The organism is Limnoraphis robusta CS-951 (assembly GCF_000972705.2).
Map to the genome: position 1 here is coordinate 1 of NZ_LATL02000168.1, position 22,480 is coordinate 22,480.

16 protein-coding genes and 2 pseudogenes are annotated in these 22,480 nt (G+C 41.8%); 10 read left to right on the forward strand and 8 right to left on the reverse strand.

What is annotated here, in order from left to right; translation table 11 throughout:
• Positions 1–116: 116 nt before the first annotated feature.
• Together WN50_RS37580 and WN50_RS14515 are read left to right on the forward strand one after the other, a co-directional pair.
• Positions 117–372, forward strand: a 256-nt coding sequence (locus tag WN50_RS37580; RefSeq protein WP_425354808.1) for an EAL domain-containing protein, incomplete at its 3' end; no start/stop codon positions are given.
• Position 373: 1 nt separating this feature from the next.
• Positions 374–1,116: pseudogene (locus tag WN50_RS14515) on the forward strand (putative bifunctional diguanylate cyclase/phosphodiesterase); the annotation flags it as partial.
• A gap of 603 nt (positions 1,117–1,719) precedes the next feature.
• On the opposite strand, the gene WN50_RS14520 reads toward WN50_RS14515, so the two are convergent.
• Positions 1,720–4,749 carry a plasmid replication protein, CyRepA1 family gene (locus tag WN50_RS14520; protein ID WP_046277508.1) on the reverse strand — a complete coding sequence of 1,010 codons (3,030 nt, stop codon included), beginning with the start codon at positions 4,747–4,749 and terminating at the stop codon, positions 1,720–1,722.
• 373 nt (positions 4,750–5,122) lie between these two features.
• Between WN50_RS14520 and WN50_RS14530 the strand changes: the two genes are divergently transcribed.
• The 4 genes and pseudogenes from WN50_RS14530 to WN50_RS14545 all read left to right on the forward strand — a co-directional run.
• The coding region (locus WN50_RS14530; protein ID WP_342586756.1) for an endonuclease/exonuclease/phosphatase family protein at positions 5,123–5,575 on the forward strand (453 nt) is incomplete at its 3' end.
• Position 5,576: 1 nt separating this feature from the next.
• Positions 5,577–5,683: pseudogene (locus WN50_RS37585) on the forward strand (hypothetical protein); the annotation flags it as partial.
• A gap of 195 nt (positions 5,684–5,878) precedes the next feature.
• A complete protein-coding gene (locus tag WN50_RS14540; RefSeq protein ID WP_046277509.1) occupies positions 5,879–7,984 on the forward strand; it encodes a M3 family metallopeptidase in 2,106 nt (701 codons plus the stop codon).
• A 78-nt stretch (positions 7,985–8,062) separates the two neighbouring features.
• Positions 8,063–8,968, forward strand: a complete 906-nt coding sequence (locus tag WN50_RS14545; protein ID WP_046277510.1) for an AEC family transporter — start codon at positions 8,063–8,065, stop codon at positions 8,966–8,968.
• A gap of 95 nt (positions 8,969–9,063) precedes the next feature.
• On the opposite strand, the gene WN50_RS14550 is transcribed toward WN50_RS14545, so the two are convergent.
• A complete protein-coding gene (locus WN50_RS14550) occupies positions 9,064–9,831 on the reverse strand; it encodes a FecR family protein (RefSeq protein ID WP_235440965.1) in 768 nt (255 codons plus the stop codon).
• 285 nt (positions 9,832–10,116) lie between these two features.
• Here WN50_RS14550 and WN50_RS30965 point away from each other — a divergent pair.
• The 4 genes from WN50_RS30965 to WN50_RS14565 form a co-directional block, all read left to right on the forward strand.
• On the forward strand, positions 10,117–10,467 hold a 351-nt coding region (locus WN50_RS30965), incomplete at its 3' end, for a hypothetical protein (RefSeq protein ID WP_235440966.1).
• A gap of 22 nt (positions 10,468–10,489) precedes the next feature.
• Positions 10,490–13,018, forward strand: a complete 2,529-nt coding sequence (locus tag WN50_RS14555; protein ID WP_082172444.1) for a CHAT domain-containing protein — start codon at positions 10,490–10,492, stop codon at positions 13,016–13,018.
• A gap of 133 nt (positions 13,019–13,151) precedes the next feature.
• Positions 13,152–13,949 carry an SAM hydrolase/SAM-dependent halogenase family protein gene (locus tag WN50_RS14560; protein ID WP_046277511.1) on the forward strand — a complete coding sequence of 266 codons (798 nt, stop codon included), beginning with the start codon at positions 13,152–13,154 and terminating at the stop codon, positions 13,947–13,949.
• Positions 13,950–14,212: 263 nt separating this feature from the next.
• A complete protein-coding gene (locus WN50_RS14565) occupies positions 14,213–15,373 on the forward strand; it encodes a lactate racemase domain-containing protein (RefSeq protein ID WP_046277512.1) in 1,161 nt (386 codons plus the stop codon).
• Positions 15,374–15,386: 13 nt separating this feature from the next.
• Here the strand turns inward: WN50_RS14565 and WN50_RS14570 are convergent, their stop codons facing one another.
• The 6 genes from WN50_RS14570 to WN50_RS14595 all read right to left on the reverse strand — a co-directional run bounded on the left by WN50_RS14570 (position 15,387) and on the right by WN50_RS14595 (position 22,476).
• Complete coding sequence (locus WN50_RS14570; protein WP_046277513.1) at positions 15,387–15,992, reverse strand: hypothetical protein; 606 nt, start codon at positions 15,990–15,992, stop codon at positions 15,387–15,389.
• Positions 15,993–16,183: 191 nt separating this feature from the next.
• The gene (gene opcA, locus WN50_RS14575; protein WP_046277514.1) at positions 16,184–17,515 is read right to left on the reverse strand and encodes a glucose-6-phosphate dehydrogenase assembly protein OpcA; all 1,332 of its coding nucleotides are present in this window, start codon (positions 17,513–17,515) and stop codon (positions 16,184–16,186) included.
• A 123-nt stretch (positions 17,516–17,638) separates the two neighbouring features.
• Positions 17,639–19,168 (reverse strand): glucose-6-phosphate dehydrogenase, encoded by a 1,530-nt coding sequence (zwf, locus tag WN50_RS14580; RefSeq protein ID WP_046277515.1) that lies wholly within the window; start codon positions 19,166–19,168, stop codon positions 17,639–17,641.
• Positions 19,169–19,575: 407 nt separating this feature from the next.
• Complete coding sequence (gene fbp / locus WN50_RS14585; RefSeq protein WP_046277516.1) at positions 19,576–20,640, reverse strand: class 1 fructose-bisphosphatase; 1,065 nt, start codon at positions 20,638–20,640, stop codon at positions 19,576–19,578.
• 502 nt (positions 20,641–21,142) lie between these two features.
• The gene (locus WN50_RS14590) at positions 21,143–21,751 is read right to left on the reverse strand and encodes a J domain-containing protein (RefSeq protein ID WP_046277517.1); all 609 of its coding nucleotides are present in this window, start codon (positions 21,749–21,751) and stop codon (positions 21,143–21,145) included.
• Between the two features lie 128 nt (positions 21,752–21,879).
• Positions 21,880–22,476, reverse strand: a complete 597-nt coding sequence (locus WN50_RS14595; RefSeq protein WP_046277518.1) for an ATP-dependent Clp protease proteolytic subunit — start codon at positions 22,474–22,476, stop codon at positions 21,880–21,882.
• Positions 22,477–22,480 lie beyond the last annotated feature (4 nt).

Consider the following 22,480-nt stretch of genomic DNA (forward strand, 5'->3'; position numbering starts at 1 on the left):
TTGTTTTAAGTTCGATAGGTTACAATCAAGTTGATGATCTGATTCGAGATGCTGATATTGCTATGTATCGCGCCAAAACTTTAGGTCGAGGACGCTATGAAATCTTTAATGCAACAATGCGGGAAGAGGTGCAATTACTTCAACAACTAGAAAGTGATTTACAACGGGCTTTAGAGCGAAATGAATTTCAGGTTTATTATCAACCCATTGTCAATCTAAAAACCAATGAAATTAATGGTTTTGAAGCGTTAGTTCGTTGGAATCATCCCGAACGAGGACTTATTTCTCCCGCTCATTTTATCCCCATTGCAGAAGAAACAGGCTTAATTACATTCATCGATTGGAAGGTAATGCGAGATGCTTGTCAGCAGGNGGGCTTTAGAGCGAAATGAATTTCAGGTTTATTATCAACCCATTGTCAATCTAAAAACCAATGAAATTAATGGTTTTGAAGCGTTAGTTCGTTGGAATCATCCCGAACGAGGACTTATTTCTCCCGCTCATTTTATCCCCATTGCAGAAGAAACAGGCTTAATTACATTCATCGATTGGAAGGTAATGCGAGATGCTTGTCAGCAGGTTCATCAGTGGAATGAAAACCGCAAAAATCATCCTCCTTTTGTTCTCAGTGTCAACCTTTCAGCTCGACAATTTGTTCAAGCTAATCTGATAGAACAAGTCACAAAGATTTTAAATGAGACAGGTTTAGAAAAACACTCTCTGAAAATAGAAATGACAGAAACTGCATTGCTCGAAAATCCCGAGGGAGTTGCTGAGAGTATTTCTAAACTAAAATCTCGGGGAATTGGCTTATCTTTGGATGATTTTGGTACCGGATATTCATCTTTAAGTTATCTGCATCGTTTTCCAGTGGATAGCCTAAAAATTGATATTTCCTTTGTTCGCAATATGAACTCAGAATCCCACAGCTTTGAAATTGTTAGAACGATGATTATCCTGGCTAATGCTTTACAGATTCAAGCGATCGCAGAAGGAATAGAAACCGCCGAACAACTTAACACTTTACAACATTTAGACTGTCCATTAGGACAAGGTTATTACTTCTCTAAACCTTTATCTGCGGAGAATATGCAAAAACTCCTTTTTAACAGCTAATACCAATTCTTTGTAATCAAAAAAATAGCCTCAACCTAAGTCGAGACTTTTTTGACTTAATTGACCACAGAAAACTCAAGCTTTAAANGAATAGAAACCGCCGAACAACTTAACACTTTACAACATTTAGACTGTCCATTAGGACAAGGTTATTACTTCTCTAAACCTTTATCTGCGGAGAATATGCAAAAACTCCTTTTTAACAGCTAATACCAATTCTTTGTAATCAAAAAAATAGCCTCAACCTAAGTCGAGACTTTTTTGACTTAATTGACCACAGAAAACTCAAGCTTTAAACAAATCACACACAGAAAACATTGAACACAGGAGAATTGACCACAGGAAACTTAGATGATCCTTTTGAGAGAAATGTTTGAGCTTTTTTTTCAGAAAATATCTGAAATTTTTGCTCTTCAGGCTAACACCTACAGACCCTAAACGAATCAATCTATTTAGCAATTTAGCCGAGATATGCTCCCTTCTCTTGGAGGTATTCGGTATTGCTATTTATCATCATTGCATTTTCTCTCAGGATTTGTCAGTGGTTTTACTGAAGTTTTACACAGACTTTACAAATTCCAGGCTGTTTTAAAGGCTTGTACTCTAAAATTGCAAACAGAGTTGTGTAAATTCTGCTTCTACTCGGCCCGTCTGTGCGATCGCATTTCGCGAGTTTTGCAGTTGTGAGGGGAATTGTCCCGGAGATTGATTTTCACAAGCAAACCACTGTTGAAAGACTTCCCATCGTCCATCATCGGGTTCAACGATGCGATAGACTCGTATTCGTTTTTTCTGATGAGATTCTAATCGTAAGCATTCTAAGCTATACCCTATTTTATCAAGAAATCGTCTAATAATCACAATCGGGCTAGAATTTTGAGCCAGTCCAATCCCGACAATTGATTTAATGGCTAACCGATCTCGTAATGCTATTTCTGCGATTTTCTGTAAATCTTTGTCGGTATTTTTTAATTCTCGTTGGGGATTTTGAATTAAAGCAGAAATTCCGAATAATTCCATCACTCCAATCATCGCCCCCTGTTGGGAACGGTTAAAATCGGGTACAAAAATACTCCCCTGACCTTGTTCGATTAATCGATAGGCGATCGCTGCATCTCGATAACTTAAATGCGGACGACCAAGGGTTAGAAAATAATGAATCCTCAGTTGATCATACCATCCTTGATCATCTTTTTCAATCAAATCACGGGTCACGGGAATTCTATATCGTAATTTTAACTCATATTGGCGTTGTGATCGGCGTTCTTCTGTGGTTTTTACGAGCTGTTTTTGTAGGGCTTGATATTGGCGATCGCTTAACTCAGGGGCTTGACAAATCGCCTGACATTCGGCTTGATAGTTTTGATCGCGGACGGCGGAAATCATCTCCGATAAACTCGGACGGGATGATTTTTTATTCTCGATATTTTGTTGATAATTTGAGGATAGCTTCCGATCAGAAGTCACCTCAAAAATCCGATGACCTTCTGCTGCTAATGCGGCTAAAATTGACTCTCGGTATTGACTCATCCCTGCATTAAACCGTACCGCCATTTTCGCCCAACAGAGTAAAGATTCCGCTTGAAATCCTATTTCTAAATCATCTAAAGCCTCAAAATCAGATTGTTGTAAAAGGCGAATATTTAACCGCGTTAACCGATGGTTACAACTGAGTAATGTCTTCATAGAAACGGCGCCATTTCCCACTTGATTAAACCCATGAGTGGCTAACCACAAAAACCGAGGGAGATTGTCTCGAATTCGTCCTAACGCTTGACGCACAGAATTTTCCGCTTGAATCCCTTGAGCAATGCCCCAAACTGAGGTAAAATGTCCTTGTAGGTCTATACTGACCCCCGTTTCAATACAGGGCGACGCTAATACAATATCGTAATTTTTGAGAATGTGATTAATTTGAGGAATGCAACCATAAGCGGGATGAGTCGGATCGGCGAGAGATTCTGAATCAATTCGCAGGATTTTTTTCTCAGGAAATTGGGTTTTAAAATAGGTTTCTAGGGTGCAGGTTCCCCACTGACTGGCTAATTTTTGGGCGGATAAACAGACAAACGGTTTACCCCCTTCGGCGATATGGTGTTCTAGATCTTTAACCAGTTGTTTGGGTGTATTTCCACTATAATTATAAACTGACCAAGCGTCTTCTATTTGCGGTTTCCATTGATTATGAATAATAAAAGGTGTTTGTTGTACTCCGGCTAACGCGAGAAGATAATCTATCGAAATATCACTGAGATCTGCATCCGCAACGACGACTTTTCCGTTTCCTCCGATAACATTTTGCATCAATGTTTTGAGGGATTTCAGAATCGCCACTCGTTGATGGCGGCAGGTATCAGAATTCAACCCATGCCATAATACTTGTTCAACTTCATCAATAATAATCAAGCTATCTGACCAACTTTCTGCGTGAAAATTCGCACGAGAACCGGGATGCAAAGAGTCAATACAAAGACCATAACCCGGAGTTTTTTCTTGAGGTGAATTTGTTTCGATTCCCTGAAGATATTTTAACCCAAATCGCTGACATAATGCTTCAACTAAACGAATCCGATGGCTAATAACTAAGACTCGTTGCCCCGATTTTTTCGCTTGTTTAACAATGTGTTCTATAAATTGGGTTTTACCTGTTCCTTTCGGTGATTTGATCCCAATCAGTTTAGCCGTTTGAGGGATTTCTACAGTCGATAAATACCGTTGATTAACTTGCAGAGTCGCCGGATAGGTTAAACAGTTAAACGACAATGCTTTCCAAGTTTCTAAGGGAATAGCTGTTTCATAGGCTTGATCAAAAGCTGCTTGAGAATGGGTTAAAATTAAATCATCAACCCCTTTTCCCCATTGATGATTCCAACTAATAACTTTAACAGAACAACCCTGTTGAGTCAGTAAATAGCCTGTTTGTTTAATGGCGGTGTTAACTGCTTTTATCGTGTTGGGTTTGCTGTCTTGATCAAAAACAATATATATGTCTCGGTTAGATGCTGTTAATTTCAGTAATTGTGGAATTAAACGAGATTTTCCGATGGGTTTCCCCCACTCGTTTTTAGGAACTCGATAACCTCCGTGAATACCGGGAAGGGCGATGGCAACATACCCTGCTGTTAATAACGCCCCGGCTTTTTTCGCCCCCTCGGTAATACAAAGCGGAATTTCGGGATGATTAATTACCCAATCCCAAAATCCTAAATCACTTTGATCATTTTGAATATCTGTTTCTAAAAGGGTAAAATGGTAACGTTGAGCGATGCGTTCCCAGATGGGTTGAGAGACTCTTAAGGCAAAAATTCCGGTGGGAGTTTGGGGCGGATGTTCATATTTAATAATTTTGTTGCGATCGCTATTAATACGCGGTTGAAGGGGTTTAAAACAGCCCCAGAGGTCATCTTTTCCGGTGAGAATATCAATCCCGGAACACCACCAACCGCCTTCGTAGAGGTGTTGATAACGGTTGAGAATGCGATCGCTAATTCGGCCATCATTACGACGGGGTAAACTATCAGAATAAAGCAGATAATCGAGGGGACGATAGCCTTCTAAGGGAGTAACATTAAGTTGGGTAAGTTGTTCGTCAACGCAGCTTGCGTTCCACTCGATCAGATGATTGACAGCCATTAGGGGAATTGGAATTCAACAGGGATTCACAATCATACACTACATCTAGGGTTTTGGCTATCAAATTTGATAAAGCCACGCTAAATCTATTTGAGCGGAGATAATTTTTATGTCTGTTTTTCGGGTTTATTCGTCATTCTCTCGAATATTTCAGCGATTAATCGAACAACAATTTTAAGTAAGTTTCCTCTCCGGGAGACTGAAACCATTCACTTGGCCGATCATTCGGAATTTCAGCAGCGGGCAATTGCCAGGATTAACGAACAAGAAATAACGCTTTATAATATTCAAACCATTTCACCTTGGATTCGCTTTAAACAGATTTTACCCTTTTTAAANTCTCTCGAATATTTCAGCGATTAATCGAACAACAATTTTAAGTAAGTTTCCTCTCCGGGAGACTGAAACCATTCACTTGGCCGATCATTCGGAATTTCAGCAGCGGGCAATTGCCAGGATTAACGAACAAGAAATAACGCTTTATAATATTCAAACCATTTCACCTTGGATTCGCTTTAAACAGATTTTACCCTTTTTAAAAATCCCCTTTTATGATTATCGTGAACGTTCTGAAGAAATCATCGATTTAGTCGAAAGACTTCAGAAAGAAACAAACCCTGTAATTGTAGCAGGTGACTTTAATCTCACCGACCAAACTCAAGATTATCATCGATTGCGCCAAGTTTTACGGGATGCTTTTCGAGAGTCTGGATGGGGTTTAGGCTTAACCTGGCCTCAAGGTTGGCCGCTCAATTTTCTGATGAAAAATTCGACTCAAACTCTTGATTATCCGCTGTTTCGGATTGATTATATTTGGTATTCTCCANCAAGTTTTACGGGATGCTTTTCGAGAGTCTGGATGGGGTTTAGGCTTAACCTGGCCTCAAGGTTGGCCGCTCAATTTTCTGATGAAAAATTCGACTCAAACTCTTGATTATCCGCTGTTTCGGATTGATTATATTTGGTATTCTCCAGATGGGGAGTCCAAAATGACAAAGGTGTTGGCTTCGACGGGTTCGGATCATTTGCCGGTGGAGACTCAAGTTTATTTTCGGCCATTTGCTGCACTAAACCCCCAGAACTTGGTATAACAATTGAATGACCCCCTACAGGAAGACAGGAAAAAGGAATGATCGCGAACAGCATAACAGCAGACAAGCCATTGCTTCGAGGAAAAGGACTCCCTCCGTTTGAGATGATCGAAGCGGATGCGGTGGTTCCCGAGATGACGCAATTATTAGAAGAACTTGACGCCGAACTTGCAAGTTTAGAAGCGAATGTACAACCGACTTGGGAAGGTTTAGTTGAACCGTTGCAACTTTTCCAGGAACGTTTAACTTGGAGTTGGGGAACTGTGAGTCATTTAATGGGTGTAAAAAATAGCCCGGAACTGCGAACAGCCCATGAAACAATACAGCCCAAAGTTGTAAAGTTCATTAATAAACTCAATCAAAGTCAAGCGATTTATAAAGCATTTAAAGCATTGCGGGAGTCTTCGGAATGGGAGACTTTAGACTCAGCCCAAAAGCGAATTGTTGAAGCGGCAATTCGAGATGCTGAACTGTCGGGTGTGGGTTTAGAAGGAGAAAAACGAGATCGGTTTAATGCAATTGAACTGGAATTAGCCGAACTTTCGACTAAATTTGGCAATCATGTTTTAGATGCGACGAAAGCGTTTAGTTTGACGTTAACTGAACCGGAAGATGTAGAAGGTTTACCGCCCAGTTTACTCAGTTTAGCCGCCCAAGCCGCGCGTTCAGAAGGGATAGAAAATGCCACCGCAGAAAACGGCCCCTGGCGAATTACGTTAGATTTTCCGAGTTTCGGCCCGTTTTTAAAGTTTAGCAAACGGCGAGAATTACGGGAACAGGTTTATAAGGCTTATATGAGTCGGGCTTCTCAGAATGAATTGAATAATTTCCCCTTAATTGAACAAATTTTACAATTGCGTCAAGAAAAGTCTAAATTACTCGGTTTTAACAGTTATGCTGAGTTAAGTTTAGCGAGTAAAATGGCGCCGAGTGTGGAAGCAGTCGAGGCATTATCGGAAGAATTGCGGGTGGTTAGTTATGATGCAGCCCTGAAAGAATTTGAAGAATTAAAAGCCTTTGCAGCTTCCAAAGAGGCACCGGAAGCGGAAGACTTAAAACATTGGGATATTGGTTTTTGGTCGGAACGTCAACGAGAAGAAAAGTTTGCCTTTACCGATGAAGAATTACGCCCTTATTTTCCGCTTACCCAAGTGTTAGAAGGGTTGTTTGGTTTAGTCCAACGGATTTTTGGAATTACGATTATTTCTGCCGATGGTCAAGCCCCAGTTTGGCATGAAGATGTGCGTTATTTCCAAGTGGCTGATGAGGCGGGAAATCCGATTGCTTATTTTTATTTAGATGCCTACAGTCGTCCGGCTGAAAAACGGGGTGGGGCTTGGATGGATGAGTGTATTACTCGTGCAAAAATAACAGAAAATGGTGCATCTACGGTTCGTTTACCTGTGGCTTATTTGCAGTGTAATCAAACGCCGCCTGTTGATGGAAAACCGAGTTTAATGACGTTTAGTGAGGTGGAAACGTTATTCCATGAATTTGGTCACGGTTTACAACATATGTTAACAACGGTTGATTATGCAGGGGCAGCCGGAATTAATAATATTGAATGGGATGCGGTGGAATTGCCCAGCCAATTTATGGAGAATTGGTGTTATGATCGCTCGACATTGTTTGGCATGGCAAAACATTATCAAACAGGTGAATCTTTGCCTGAACATTATTATCAAAAGCTGTTAGCCTCCCGCACTTATATGAGTGCAACGGTGATGCTGCGACAGATTCATTTTGGGTTGGTCGATATTGAGTTACATCATCGTTATCAACCGGGTGGAAAGGAAACAGTTGTTGACGTCAGAAACCGCATTGCTGAAAATACAACCGTGTTGAAACCATTGCCTGAAGATGCCTTTTTATGTGCTTTTGGGCATATTTTTTCGGGCGGTTATGCCGCAGGTTATTACAGTTATAAATGGGCAGAAGTTCTCAGTGCGGATGCGTTTTATGCCTTTGAAGAAGCGGGATTAGAAGATGAAAAAGCAATGGCTGAAACAGGTAAACGCTTCCGAGAAACGGTGTTAGCTTTGGGCGGAAGTTTACCCCCGATGGAAGTCTTTAAATCCTTCCGAGGACGTGAACCGAGTACCCAACCGTTATTGGTTCATAGTGGTTTAGTGGCGGCTGCTTAATTGAGTTGAAATGTTTTAGAGGCGTTCATTAAGGGCGTCTCTAATTTTTATGGGATTGAAGAATATATCTCTAAATTTATGACTGTAATTCTCTCCGCAATTTTGCCTGTAGCTTGTATTGTTTTGATTGGCTATATTGTCGGAAAAAAGATTAATCTTGATCAATCTACGCTGTCTCGTCTAAGTTTGTATGTGTTATTTCCGGCTTTAATTGTTGATAATCTCTACAAAACAACGCTGAGTGGAGAAAATGCGATTGCGATTACAATTGGGTTTTTAATTACGTTTGTTACTTGGTGTGTTTCCGCTTGGCAATTGAGTGATTCTTTGAAGTTTCCAACTGATTTAAAGAAAAACTTTGTGATCACAACGGCTTTACCGAATGTCGGAAATTTAGGGCTTCCAGTGACGTTATTTGCGTTAGGAGAGGCGGGACTTGAACGGGCAATTGTGTATTTAATTGTTTGGAATGTTGTTGTGTTAACGACGGTTCCTGCTTTTTTACAAAAGGGTGGTTTTCGTTCTTCGATTCAGTTTATGTTGAGACTTCCTCTCACTTGGGCGGTATTTTTTGGCGTGGCTTTGCGAGGGTTTAATGTTCAACTGCCATTTCAGTTAGATGAAGGATTAAATTTGTTAGCAGAAGCCGCAATTCCTTTGGGTTTATTGATGTTAGGAATCCAAATTTCTCAGAGTAAATTTGAACTGACTGGCTATGAAGTCGGTGCGAGTTTATTGCGGCTTATCGGTGGGGGAGTTATTGCGTTTGCAGTGGGAAAAATGTTAGGGTTAGCGGTTTTAGATTTAAAAGTTTTAGTTCTTCAAAGTTCAATGCCCACTGCAATTACAGCCTTTTTAATGACGAATGAATTTGGCGGGGACGGGGCTTTAGCTGCCAGGGTTGTTGTGGTTTCAACCTTACTTGGTTTTATTACGTTACCTGGGGTTTTATGGTTACTAGAACGTTTTGTTGTGGCGCTTTAGCGCGGAATAAAAACCCCGTTGATCAGATAAACCGGGTTTTTCAGGCCTACTCATACAGACTCAAGTCAATTCATGTTTTAAACAATTAATTAAACTTAGAAAGGTGAACCCGGAATTGAAGGTCTAGGAACTGATGGAACAGGCGGTGTTGGAATATTAGGAGTCGGAACCCCATTTGCAGAACAACTAAAATTAGGCGGAACAATTCGCTGACACATCGCTTGTAATGCACCTTCTGGCGTAATTGGAATATTAAACCCAGAAAACAGTTCTCCGGTTAAAATCAGAGCCAATTCTTCGGGTGTAATGTCTTGAATTTGTCCGAGTACACCCGGTAAAACGCCTATTTTTTGACCTTCCCTTAAAATAATCGGAACTGCACCTGCTTCTTGAGAAGTGACTTCAACTTCTCCCTCTAATACTTTAATATTTCCGGTGCCATCTTCGGTGGTTTCCATAATATAAAGTGTACCTTTAACTCCGACTGAAAACCCTCCAATACAGCCATTTGCAGGCCCACTCACGACCACTTGACCTTGTTGAATTTCCACACATTGACCAACAGTAACGCGAGAGTTTGTTCCAATGCGTCCGGCGGCACCATTATTAAATTCTATACTTGCACGAGATTCTTGAGTATGAATTAATTGCCCTAAATCAGCTTTGTCTTCGACTTTGGCTTGCTGTTCTTGAATGAAGACTTCTTCCCCATCTAAAATTTCTTGAACGATAGCCAGATCAATTTGAGCCAAAGCGGGAACATTTAGCAGTTCAAATCCGACAGCAAAAGACAAACCCGGAAGCAGGCTGAAGATGGTTTTTTGACAACGATGGTAACTGAAAATAAAGTTTAGTGGCATCATCTGGTTTAGCGGTTAAGATTGAGAAAGAGGATAAGAAAGGATCAATCAAAGATTGTTATAAAAGCTATTTTAAGTTAACCGATGACCTGTGAACACAAACCGAAAAAAATCTTCTTGATCAGGCGGTTGTCGCGAACGCTTCAAGTCACTTTTCTACTGGGCGTTCTTCTATCAGGAAAAATTCAGCCTGTTGTTCCGGTTGAGTCTCCCAACCCCTCTAACTTTTGGGATNGGATAAGAAAGGATCAATCAAAGATTGTTATAAAAGCTATTTTAAGTTAACCGATGACCTGTGAACACAAACCGAAAAAAATCTTCTTGATCAGGCGGTTGTCGCGAACGCTTCAAGTCACTTTTCTACTGGGCGTTCTTCTATCAGGAAAAATTCAGCCTGTTGTTCCGGTTGAGTCTCCCAACCCCTCTAACTTTTGGGATAGGGAAATCAGAGAAAAAATGATTCTAGCAGTAAACACTGAAAATCCGGCACAACAAGCTCTAAAAACAGGATTAAATCAGTATCGTCAAGGAACAGGTGCGGCTTTACGTCAAGCCATTGAACAGTTAGAAATTGCCTTGAAACTTTGGCGAGAACAGGGTGATTTGACTCAAGAAGCAACGACGTTGCAATTTTTGGGTNGGTGCGGCTTTACGTCAAGCCATTGAACAGTTAGAAATTGCCTTGAAACTTTGGCGAGAACAGGGTGATTTGACTCAAGAAGCAACGACGTTGCAATTTTTGGGTTTAATTCATGCTGACTTAGGAGAATATCAAGCCGCTATCAATTATTATCGTCAGGTTTTACGATTACTTCCTCAATTGTCTCAACCGGAGTATTGGGAGGCTCCTATTTTAGAACTTTCTGCTGAAGTTTATCTCAAATGGGGTGAATATCAAAAGGCGTTAGAAGCCTATGAAAAAGCTCACAGTCTCCGAAAAGAAATAGGATTAGACTCCGCAGAAGCCGCTACATTAAATAGTATGGGTTTACTGTATTATGAGTTAGGAGAATTAGATCGGGCGTTAGGTTATTATAAACAAGCTCAATTGCTTTTGCAACGCTCTGAAAATTCGGCGGATCGCAAAATGACGGCTTTGATTTTAAATAATATGGGTCAAGTTTATTCCGAGCAAGGTGAACTAGAGAAAGCCAAAGAAACCTATATTCAAGCCTTGAACTATTGGAACGCTTTACCTGAAAGAGCTGATGTGAGAACGATTCGCGGACAAGCCGCAACGTTGAATAATCAGGGCTATATTTATGCTCAATCTAATCAATTTAAACTCGCTCAACAAACTTATAATGATGCCTTACCACTCTGGCAAAAAATAGGCGATCGCACCCGAGAAGCCAGTACGTTAAATAACCTTTGTTATGTTGATTTTAAACAAGGAAATTTAGATCAAGCCTTAGAAATTTGTACTCAATCTCTGCAAATTAGACAAACCGTTGGAGACAGAACTAAACAACCACTGAGTCTTTATTATATTGCTCAAATTCAACGCGAACAAGGTCAGTTAGAAGCGGCAGTTAAAACGATAGAAGCAGCCTTAGAAATCATTGAAGACTTACGAACAAAAGTTGATCGTCAAGATTTAAGAACCTCTTTTTTTGCTTCCAAACAGGAATATTATGAATTCTATATTGATTTGTTAATGCAACTCCATAAACAAAATCCCGAAAAAGGTTATGATGGGTTAGCCTTACAAGCCAGTGAACGAGCAAAAGCGAGAAGTTTATTAGAAATATTAGCTGAATCTGGGGGAGAAGTTACATCTGGAATTGACCCTAAATTATTACAAGAAAAGAAACAACTGCAACAAGAACTTAGTGCATTAGAACAGTTGCGAGTTCGCTTACTCAGTCGTGAACATACTGAAGAACAAAGACTCACAATTAATCAGGAAATCGATAGTTTACTCCAACAATATCGCCGATTATTAACAGAAATTAGGGCCAGCAGTCCTCACTACGCAGAATTAACTCAACCGCAACCGTTAACCTTGACTGAAATTCAGCAAAAAGTTCTCGAGCAAGAGACTATTTTATTAGAATATGCTCTCGGAAAAAATAGAAGTTATTTATGGGTTGTTACGCCAACTTCCATCGAAAGTTATGAACTCCCTGGGCGCGAAGAAATTGAACGTCAAGTCACAGAATTTAGAGATTCTTTTTTACTTCCAACTCAACGAATTCGCCGAAAACTAGCCGAAGATACGGGTAAAGAATTAGCAGAGATGATCTTACCCAATTCCGAAAAACTCAGTCAAAAACGGTTATTAATTGTTGCGGATGGAGTGTTACAATATGTACCGTTTAACGCCTTACCAACCCCCGGAACATTAATCTTAGAAGAAGACTGGACGCCATTAATTGTAAACCATGAAATTGTCACCATTCCTTCTGCTTCAACCTTAGCGGTTTTACGTCAAGAAATGAAGGGAAGAACACCCGCACCCAAAGCTTTAGCAATACTGGCTGATCCGGTTTTTAGCTATCAAGATGATCGGGTGAAAAATGTAGTTCCAGAAAAGATGAAACCGCTACCGCCTGAGTTAGAACGTTCGGCGCGAGAATCAGGGGTTTTGTTTGATCGTTTACCCTTTACCGAGAAAGAAGCTGAACGAATTTTAGACTTAATTCCAACGATTAATAGTACCAAACAATTTGGCTTTTCAGCTCGTCGAGAATTTGTCACCAGTCAACAAATTAATCAATATCGGCTTCTTCATTTTGCCACTCATGGTTTACTCAATAGCGAGACTCCTGAACTCTCCGGTTTAGTCTTATCTTTAGTGGATGAAACGGGAGAACCTTTAAATGGTTTTTTGCGTTTATATGATATTTTTAACCTCAAACTTTCCGCAGACTTAGCCGTTTTAAGTGCTTGCGAAACGGGACTCGGAGAAAATATTCAAGGTGAAGGATTAGTCGGTTTAACGAGGGGATTTATGTATGCAGGTGCGCCCCGAGTCGTGGTAAGTTTGTGGAAAGTTGATGACCAAGCCACTTCAGAATTAATGGTAAAATTTTATCAACGAATGCTACAACAAAACCTATCCCCCGTCGCCGCTTTACGAGTCGCTCAAATTGATATGTGGCAACAAAATAAATGGTCATCTCCCTACTTTTGGGCCGCGTTTACCTTGCAAGGAGAATGGCAAGCCCCCAAAATCAACCCCAATTAAACTTTGAATTTTAGATAAAAAATTTATCTATAATTGAATCACAGTATACCTTGAGTTAGAGGGGTTTTATTGTAAAATAGGGTTAACCTAGATCTGCTTATCAAAAGTAAAACTGTCTTTCAAAACTTCCATCATGCTGATTAACTTAATTGCTGATTATGGTGCGGGAGATCCAGCGTTTGCAGAAGTCAACCAACGTTTACTTCAACACTTAAGCGATGCAAAAATTCACTGTCTTTCTGTTCCGGCTTTTAGCACGTTAGCAACAGGTTTTTGGATCGCTCAATTAGGGCTTAATCCCGGCCCAGACAACCATTTAATTTATCATAATTGCGCCCCTCGTCAAGATGATTTAGAAGCTCGCCCCAATAATGAAGGTGAAGGACTGACTTATGCTTTACTACCCAATGGTGTTAAAGTTGTGGGTGTTTTAGCCGGATATTCTCTATCCTTTATCAAAGAATTTGCTCTGTCTATTCATAGCATAAAAGTTTCACGCGGCGGCTCTCAATTTCGCTCACGAGATGTCTTCCCTCAAGCCGCAATTGCATTAGCGAAAGGGGATGAAAGTGTCTTAGGAGATATCATTACACCTGAACAAATTCCTGATTATCCAAAAGATCGGGTCGCTTGGATTGATGGATATGGTAATATTAAAACGACCATTTCTGCGGATTCGGTTGACCTCGAACCGGAAACAAAAGTCATCGTTAGAGTCGGAGATATGGTCAGTGATGCCGTGTATTCTGATGGTAGTTTTCGCGTCAGTGAAGGAACCTTAGCCTTTGCACCTGGAAGTTCGGGTTGGACGCTGAATGACAAACAACAAGTGCGTTGGATGGAGTTATTTTTGCGGGGTGGAAGTGCTTGGAAACGCTTTGGGAAACCCCGTGTTGGTCAGTTCGTCACCTATCAAGCAATTGGGCGTTAGACTAGCCCATTAAATGCCCTCAAAATTACTAAAAACTTAACTTTTAGCTATTCACTAGGAACTTGAATTTCTGGTGAAATAGCTGTATTATTATCTTAGATCAAGTGTTAGTATGGGTAATATCATGTCCGGATAATTAGTGATCAAAAACTTTCTCATAATCCGACTCTTTCTTCTTCTTTATTTCCTCCTGACTCCTGACTCCTGACTCCTGACTCCTCTGTCGTTTATTTATAACTGTTCAACCGGACATAATATAAGCTGTGAAAAAAATAGCCTTAGAAGTGCCAAGCGTCTTATCAAAAGAGGATATTCTGACAAAATTGCTCAGTTATCTGTCTCAGTTTGACATGAATCAAAAGCGAGTTTTGATCATTTGTGAAGACGTCACCCGTGCAACACCTCTTTATCAATTTTTTCCTGATTTTTTAAAAGTTCTCCAAACACAAGCCAGTCAAATTAGTGTTATTTTTGCCTTGGGAACTCATCGCCCGATGACAACCCTAGAAATGCAACAAAAGCTGGGAATTTCTCCCGAAGCGGCGAGTCAAATTGAACTGATCAACCATAACGCTTTTGACGACTCGCTGTTAATAGAAGTCGGAAAAATAGATAATATTCCCGTTAAAATTCATCAGGCAGTCAGCGAACATGATATAATTATTGCATTAGGAAGTGTGCTTCCTCATCGTGTCGTAGGCTTTTCTGGAGGGGCAAAATATCTCTGTCCGGGAATTGCTAATAAAGCCGCTATTGATTACACCCACTGGAAAATAACTCGTTATTCAGAAGCAGAAATTATCGGCAAAATAGAGAATCCGATTCGTCAAATCATCCATCAAATTGCCGACTTGGTGATCACAACCTTTCCCAAAATCTATGTTTCGGTGAACTTTATCACCCTCCCCGCCGGAATTGCTCATTTATTTATTGGAGATTTTTATTCCTCTTACCAAGAAGCCGCCGAACTTTGTGCCGAATATTTCGTTAAACCCGTTGAAACTTGTTCAAGTATTCTCACTTATATTGATAACAAATGTGTTGATTTTTGGCAAGGTGCAAAAGCCATATATAACTGCGGTTCTCGCATCCAAGAAGGCGGAAAACTGGTTATTCGAGGTGAACTTTCGGAAAAAATATCAGGAACTCACGGCGAAATGATCGCAAAGTTCGGCTATTCTAACCCAGAAACCATTCAAAATTTAGTTGATTCTGGAGAGTTAAGCAGTCCAGTTGTCGCCAGTCACATGATGCGAGTCAGTCAAGCGTTACAAAAATATCAAGTGATTTTGTCTTCAGAAAATATTAGCCAAGCCGAATGTGAAGCCTTAAATTTAGGATATTTAGACCCGAATGACATTGATGAATCAGAGTTTGATTATGTGGTTTATAATGCCACAGATTTAATTTTAACAGCCGTATAAAGAGTTGTCAATTTTAATTTCCTTGATAAATACCACTCGCTAAAATACCCAGAATTCTATTGACATCGTTGAGATAATATTCGCTCAAATCAATGCTTAATGTTTGTTTCTCTAACTTTAAAAATTGCCAAATGCTGCCTGTTGTTACCGCACCATAAATGATTTTTATTTCCGTTGCGGCTTGCTCATTGAAAATTTGAGCCGCGACCATTTCCGCCGCACATTGACCCAAACCAGCATTAATATTTTCTTTCTTGGCTTCTACAACGATAATCACGGGTGCTGTTAACATCAGAATTTCTGGAGACTTCGTAATAATAAAATCACAAATTCCATTTAATCCTTTAGTTAAGTCAACGGTAAAATCAATCCCCGAAAATAAACTAATTTGCTCTTTTAACTGTCGGCGCAAATCCACCAATATCGGAGCAATAATCAGTTCAGAACGAGCTTTTTCACTATTACTTCCTAAAGCAATCGGTAGATGATAGTTGAGGGTTTCTGTGAGCAAATTACTGGCTTCTACTTTGGGAATATCAGCAAAAAGAGCGCGTTTTTCTAAGGTGACTAAACCGAACTCTTGTTTGGCTCTCGCTAAACTAAACTCACTGTAAGACATCAAGCAACGCCTCCGTTGAGTTTTGAATGATTATATCATGTCTGCCGATGAATGAATAATGATTCTGTAGGGGCGAGTTTCTTAACGTTTTCGAGTTCATTTTCTTTGTGTCTTTGTGTCTTTGTGGTAGATTAAAACAAAAAACAAGAGGCGCCAACAGCGCCCCTACAAATTGAATTAAAATTCTAAACCTAACGGAGTTTAAGAATTTGAGCCGTTAACGCTAAACTTTCTTCATACAAAATATCACGACCCCAACGTTGCAATTGCTGCGTCATTAGGGATTCAGCTTTTTGATCAGAAGTAGCTGTCACCTGTTCCGTGCGACAAGATTGAGCGCTTCCGCCTGATTCCATCCGCATACAACCCGTCGTTTCTGAACACAAAATCGTGCAGCAATTGGCATTTGGATTACTCGAAGTTAACCGTAAACCCACCAAATCACCAGGAATTTCGCCATAATCAGCAGCCGGAATCGCCGCCAACTCAGCAACAATTTCCTTATCATTTGGCGCTTTAAACTTGACATATTTCAAGTCATAGTCTCCACCTTCAGAGGTAAAAGAAATCGGTTTCCAATCGAGGCGAGAAGCAAACCAACCCAAAAACATTAACGCTTGAGTTGCATTTCCCTTTTCATAATCAATCGCCACATTGTCAATTTCACCCAACGACATCCGACGTTCAGGAGGGTCAAAAGCAGCCGCCGATAATTCTTGCCAAGGTGCCAAACGATGCCAATTCAAATCAGCAATGTAGGTTTCCTGTTCGATCAAATTCTGCATTTTCAGCAATTCTGATTCAGGATCACTAAAATAGCAAGAATCCACAATCAAACAATTACTACAACTTGACAAGCGCTTAAACAAATCTTGTTCAGGATTCGGCGTCGCCTTCCACCAAACAAACTTAGGTAAGTCAGGAATCATCAAAGACGCCACAACATCGCTCACCCGTTCTAACGCTTCTTTGGTGCCGCGTAGGGTAATATATTCAGCACAAATCAGACTTTCTTCGCTCTTTTGCTGAATCGGACAGTAGGCAGAAACCTGAGCCGTGACACCCGTATCTTCGCCCATTGTCGGACAAAGGGTAATAATCCGACAAGGATTTTGAGCAGCGATCGCTTCACTGATACTAAAACCGCGACTATCCAAATTAGTAATTTGTTGGCGTTCCGGGGGGAGCTTGGCAAATTCTTCGCGCAGTTTAGCCAGAGTATGTGAGTCTACCCGACCCGTAATACTCAAACCATAAACGTTTTGAGCTTCTCTAATCGCTTCGCGGGTGTTCGTACCGTGAATCCCATCCAGCGCCCCCGTATAAAATCCCAACCCACCCAGGAGTTGTTGGAATTCTTCGGGTTCATAAATAACCATACTAAACGTCGCGGCTCGAGTGGCGACTGCCTTGGTCTTTCCACCTCCGACGGCTTGAGAAAGCCAGATGCTATTTAACTCGCCCTCAATTTCGCTCAGGGAGATATCTTTTGGTTTTTGTAGCGCAACAAGTGGTGTACTCATAGTATCAGTCGTTAGTGATTAGCTATTAGCTGTTCATTGTAGAGATGTTCTCACGTTCACATCTGTAGTCAGTCAAAAAGCAAGAGTTTTCAAGGTCTTACTTTTGACTGCACTCCCCCAATTCTACAGTCGGCGCCAACGATGACCATTGCGGTTGAGCAATAGTTCCGCTTCTACAGGTTCCCAAGTTCCGGCTTCATAGAAAGGAATCGCATCCGGGGCAGCAGGAGCATCCCAAGCTTCTAAAAGCGGAGTAATAATCTTCCAAGAGGCTTCTACTTCGTCATCTCGGGTAAATAGTGTTTGATCACCGAGCATACAGTCAATCAATAGACGAGCATAAGCATCCGTATTCGGCTTACCAAAAGCGGTATCATAGCGAAAATCCATATCAACCGAACGGGTTCTCAAGGAATTTCCCGGTGTTTTCACCTCAAACCGCATCGAAATCCCTTCATTCGGCTGAATTCGCAGGGCCAGAACGTTGGGGTTCGCTTGTTTGGCTGCCGACTGGAACATCAAATAGGGAACTTCTTTAAACTGGATGGCGATTTCTGAGACTTTTTTCGGCATCCGTTTTCCAGTTCGCAGATAAAACGGCACCCCTTTCCAACGCCAGTTATCAATATGCAGTTTCAGAGCCACATAAGTCGGCGTGGTCGAGTTGGGGTCTGCTCCTTCTTCCTCTCGATAACCGGGAACAGGCTTACCTTTCATCCAGCCGGGAGTATATTGACCTCTAATGGCTGAGTGGTCGAGGTTGTTGATATCCGCCAAGTGCGTCGCTTGCAACACCTTAACCTTCTCGTTGCGAATGCTATCGGCATCAAGGGAGTTCGGGGCTTCCATCGCCGTTAGGGAGAAAACTTGCATCAGGTGATTCTGCACCATGTCACGCAACGCCCCGGAGGTTTCATAATAACCCGCCCGTCCTTCCAAACCAACGGTTTCGGCAACTGTGATTTGGACGTGATCGACAAACTGACGGTTCCACAGGGGTTCAAAAATCGCGTTAGCAAACCGGAACACCATCAAGTTTTGAACCGTTTCTTTGCCCAAATAATGGTCAATCCGGTAAACTTGTTCTTCAGCGCAAACCTGACGCACAATCCGGTTAAGAACTTGGGCGGTACTCAAGTCGCGACCAAAGGGTTTTTCAATCACCAAACGATGTTTTTTCGGGTCTACTAACATTCCCGCAGCACCGAGCTGTTGAATGGCTTCCCCGAAGAAAGCAGGGGCGACAGACAGGTAAAAGACGCGGTTTCCTCGGGTTCCTCGGAGTTCGTCTAGTTCGCTGAGAAATGCTTTAAGTTTCTGATAACTTTCCTGCTGATCCATGTTACCGGAACAGTAAAACAACCCCTTCGCGAAGTCGTTCCACAGTTCCTCCGATTGTAAGCCGCCGCCGAATTCTTCGACACCGATACGCATTTGTTCACGAAAATAGTCGTGAGTCCAGTCTCGGCGTGCCACCCCGACAATCGTCAGTTCCGCAGGCAGCTTGCGTTCGAGGCGCATCTGATAGAGGGCCGGAACCAATTTGCGTTGAGTTAAATCCCCCGATGCACCATAGATGACTAAAATCTGAGGTTCCGGGATGCGATCTTGTTGCAGTCCAATCCGTAACGGATTTTCTAGTAGTGTAACCATTTACATTCCCTTGTCAATTTAGTTGAGGCGGTGACACTTTTTGTTTGTTTTAATTATCTGTTTTCGGTGATCAGCAAACCGTTAGAAATGAACACTTACCCATTTTGGCTTTTCGGCGAGGATTTTTTCGGATTCAAAGGCTCAATGAGCAAGCTTTTCAGCGATAAATAGCAGGTGAACCCGTTGGTTTATTTTTCTCCGTGATGGTCTAAAATTTTCGGGATTCCAGCTTAAGTTTTAATGCCTATTCCTACGGTGTTGATGAACTGATAACCCCGAACTGAACTATCCGACTGGAGAAAACGATTTGACTTTTTCTTCCCGAGAACTGATCAACGAAGTCAACACTTTGACAAACAAATTAATGCCTACTTCAATTTCTGTATCGTTTTACCTGTTGATCATGCCTATTGTTCCTCCCGACGCGCCCGATCTTGAATAAAGGACTCGACTAGGGCAACATCTTCTTTACTACCAATCACCAGGGGTGTGCGTTGATGTAATTTGTCGGGAACCACGTCCATAATTTCCTGAGTTCCCGTAGAAGCCCGTCCTCCCGCTTGCTCCATTAAAAAGGCCATCGGTGCTGATTCATACAGCAAACGCAATTTTCCTTCGGGTTTTTTCACCGTACCGGGGTACAAAAACACACCGCCCTGATACAAAATTCTGTGGATATCTCCCACTAAAGCACCGCTATACCGAGCCGTGTAACCGTCGTGACGGTGAACATAGCGGATATAATCACGAATCGATTCATCCCACTGCCAGAAGTTGCCTTCGTTGACGCTATAGACAGGGCCGTGATCGGGAACTTTGATGTTCTCATCTGCAAGAATAAACTCACCCAAACTCGGGTCAAGGGTAAACGAATGAACGCCTGTTCCAATGCTGTAAACCAGCAATGTACTCGGGCCATAAAGGATGTACCCGGCGGCTAGCTGTTTATGTCCGTGTTGCAACAAGTCTGAAGCCGTACCGTCCTCATCATTGCCTTCCTGTTGACGAATCGAGAAAATTGATCCGACATTCAGGTTGGTGTCTAGATTGGATGAACCATCCAAGGGATCGTATAGCAACGTATAGCGTCCGATGGGGCAGTTTTCGGGAATATAATAGGGGTTCTCCATTTCTTCAGAAGCCAAGCGGCAGACTAAACCGCTTTGTTTGAACACGGAGATAAACACCGAGTTGGAGTAGAGATCCATTTGCTTGACTTCTTCTCCTTGAACGTTCACACTGCCTGTGAACCCCAAGGCATCGTCTACTAATCCCGCTCGGCTTAAACGGCGTGCAATCAATTTTCCCGCAAGTCCGATGCGATTCATCAATGCACTGAGATCTTGAGCATCGGGTGAAAAACTATGGAGTTGTTCGAGAACATGACGGGATAGCGTGGTGCAGTCCCGATCAATGTAATGCCCCTGATCCAGAGGATCGTTTTGCGTGGGCTTGGCTGGAATCTGAACCATGATTATCGTCTCCGGTGTCTACTCGTTTCTCCTTGGACACTCTCACCCACAAGCTTTTCACTTGTCGAGAGATTCTTGCTTCTTCCCCTCTTAACTAGATTAGACTTTAGAAAAATCTAATCCCCGCTACTATCGAGTCCTGAAGCATTTTAGTTTGACTTCCACTGGCGGCTCGACAGCAGAAGGATCTCCATCTATATTAAGGAGACTTTTTGGGTCAGACGGCCAAATTTTAAGCTAAGTTTTATATCTTTGGTTGATTACTCAAGCTGGATTTATTTTTTTTTCTTAAAAAATTAAGTTTTACTGTCCCTCGCCGCATTTTTTTCAGAAATCAGTATAAATAACTACTTTATTAGGGATTGGGGGTTGGGTGTTCGCCGTCAGTAGACAGTTTTCAGTGAACAGTTGAGAGCAACTAACGAACCCTTTAGGGGGTCTGCCCGCAAGATCGGATTTCGCGCTCGGGGCAGGAATATGTAGGTTTTGAAGTCAACAAGCTCTAATAAACCTTTTCTAACTGCCGAAAATCACGTTCAACTTCGATCCAAAGTGCGCGATTATGCGGATCAGTTTTCAGAGCTTTTTTGAGATAAATTCTCGCTTTTTCCAGCTTTTTATCTTTAATTAGAGCGCGTCCAAATCGTTGATAAGTAATAGCTTGCCATTGACGAATTTCCACATCTTGCGGAATCCGTTCAGCCAAACCTTCGATTAAAGCGATCGCTCTAGGAAAGCGTTGATATTTCAGCAATTGTTGCAATTCTCGATAAGAATTTTCCTTCAATTTTTGCTCGAGTTCTGAGAGTTGAGGGTTTCTTTTTAAGGCAGGTTCTTGACGAGTCACTTTCACCCGGAGCGGTTGAAAAGGCACTTGAGAAACAACCGTTTGCTGAGGTTCAGATGGACTAAAACTTTCGGCTTCGGGTTTAGCAATATTCAGCAAAAACTTATAAGCTTCTGTCACCGCTATAAATTTTTCTCGGGCTAAGTGATCCGGGTTAACATCAGGATGATAAAGCCGAGCCAGTCGCCGATAAGAAGCTTTGACTGCTTCTAAACTTGCACCAGATAGCAATCCCAATTGTCGATAATAATCTGCCGTATCCATTCAGTTTGTATCAACTCCGTCAACCCTAATTTTAGTTAACAGCCTTTACAGTTTACAGAATTGTAGGGGCGGGTTCCACACTGATCGATGTTTCCCACAAACAACTGACATAAACCCGCCCTACCCGTTTAAACCGGACGTTCTTCGATCACCTGATCAACTAAACCGTAGTTTCTAGCTTCTTCGGCGGATAGGAAGTAATCGCGATCCGTATCTTTCTCGATTTTTTCGATCGATTGATTCGTCCGTTCGGCGAGGATACTGTTTAACAGACTGCGAATTCGTAGAATTTCTCGGGCTTCAATTTCGATATCCGTCGCTTGACCCCGAGTTCCGCCCATCGGTTGGTGAATCATAATTCGGGCGTGAGGGAGGGCGAGGCGCTTTCCAGGGGTTCCCGAAGCTAACAGGAAAGCCCCCATCGAAGCCGCCAAACCCACACAAATGGTCACGACATCGGATTTAATGTATTGCATGGTATCGTATATTGCCATGCCTGCTGTGACGGAACCTCCGGGGGAGTTGATGTAGAGATAAATCGGCTTATTCGGATCATCAGAGTCCAAATAGAGCATTGACGCCACAATCCGATTGGCTAACCCATCGGTCACTTCTTGACCCAGGAAAATAATTCGTTCTTGGTTCAGACGGGTATAGATATCAACCCATCTCTCATATTGACTACCGGGAAGGCGGTAAGGAACACTGGGAATACCAATAGGCATGACT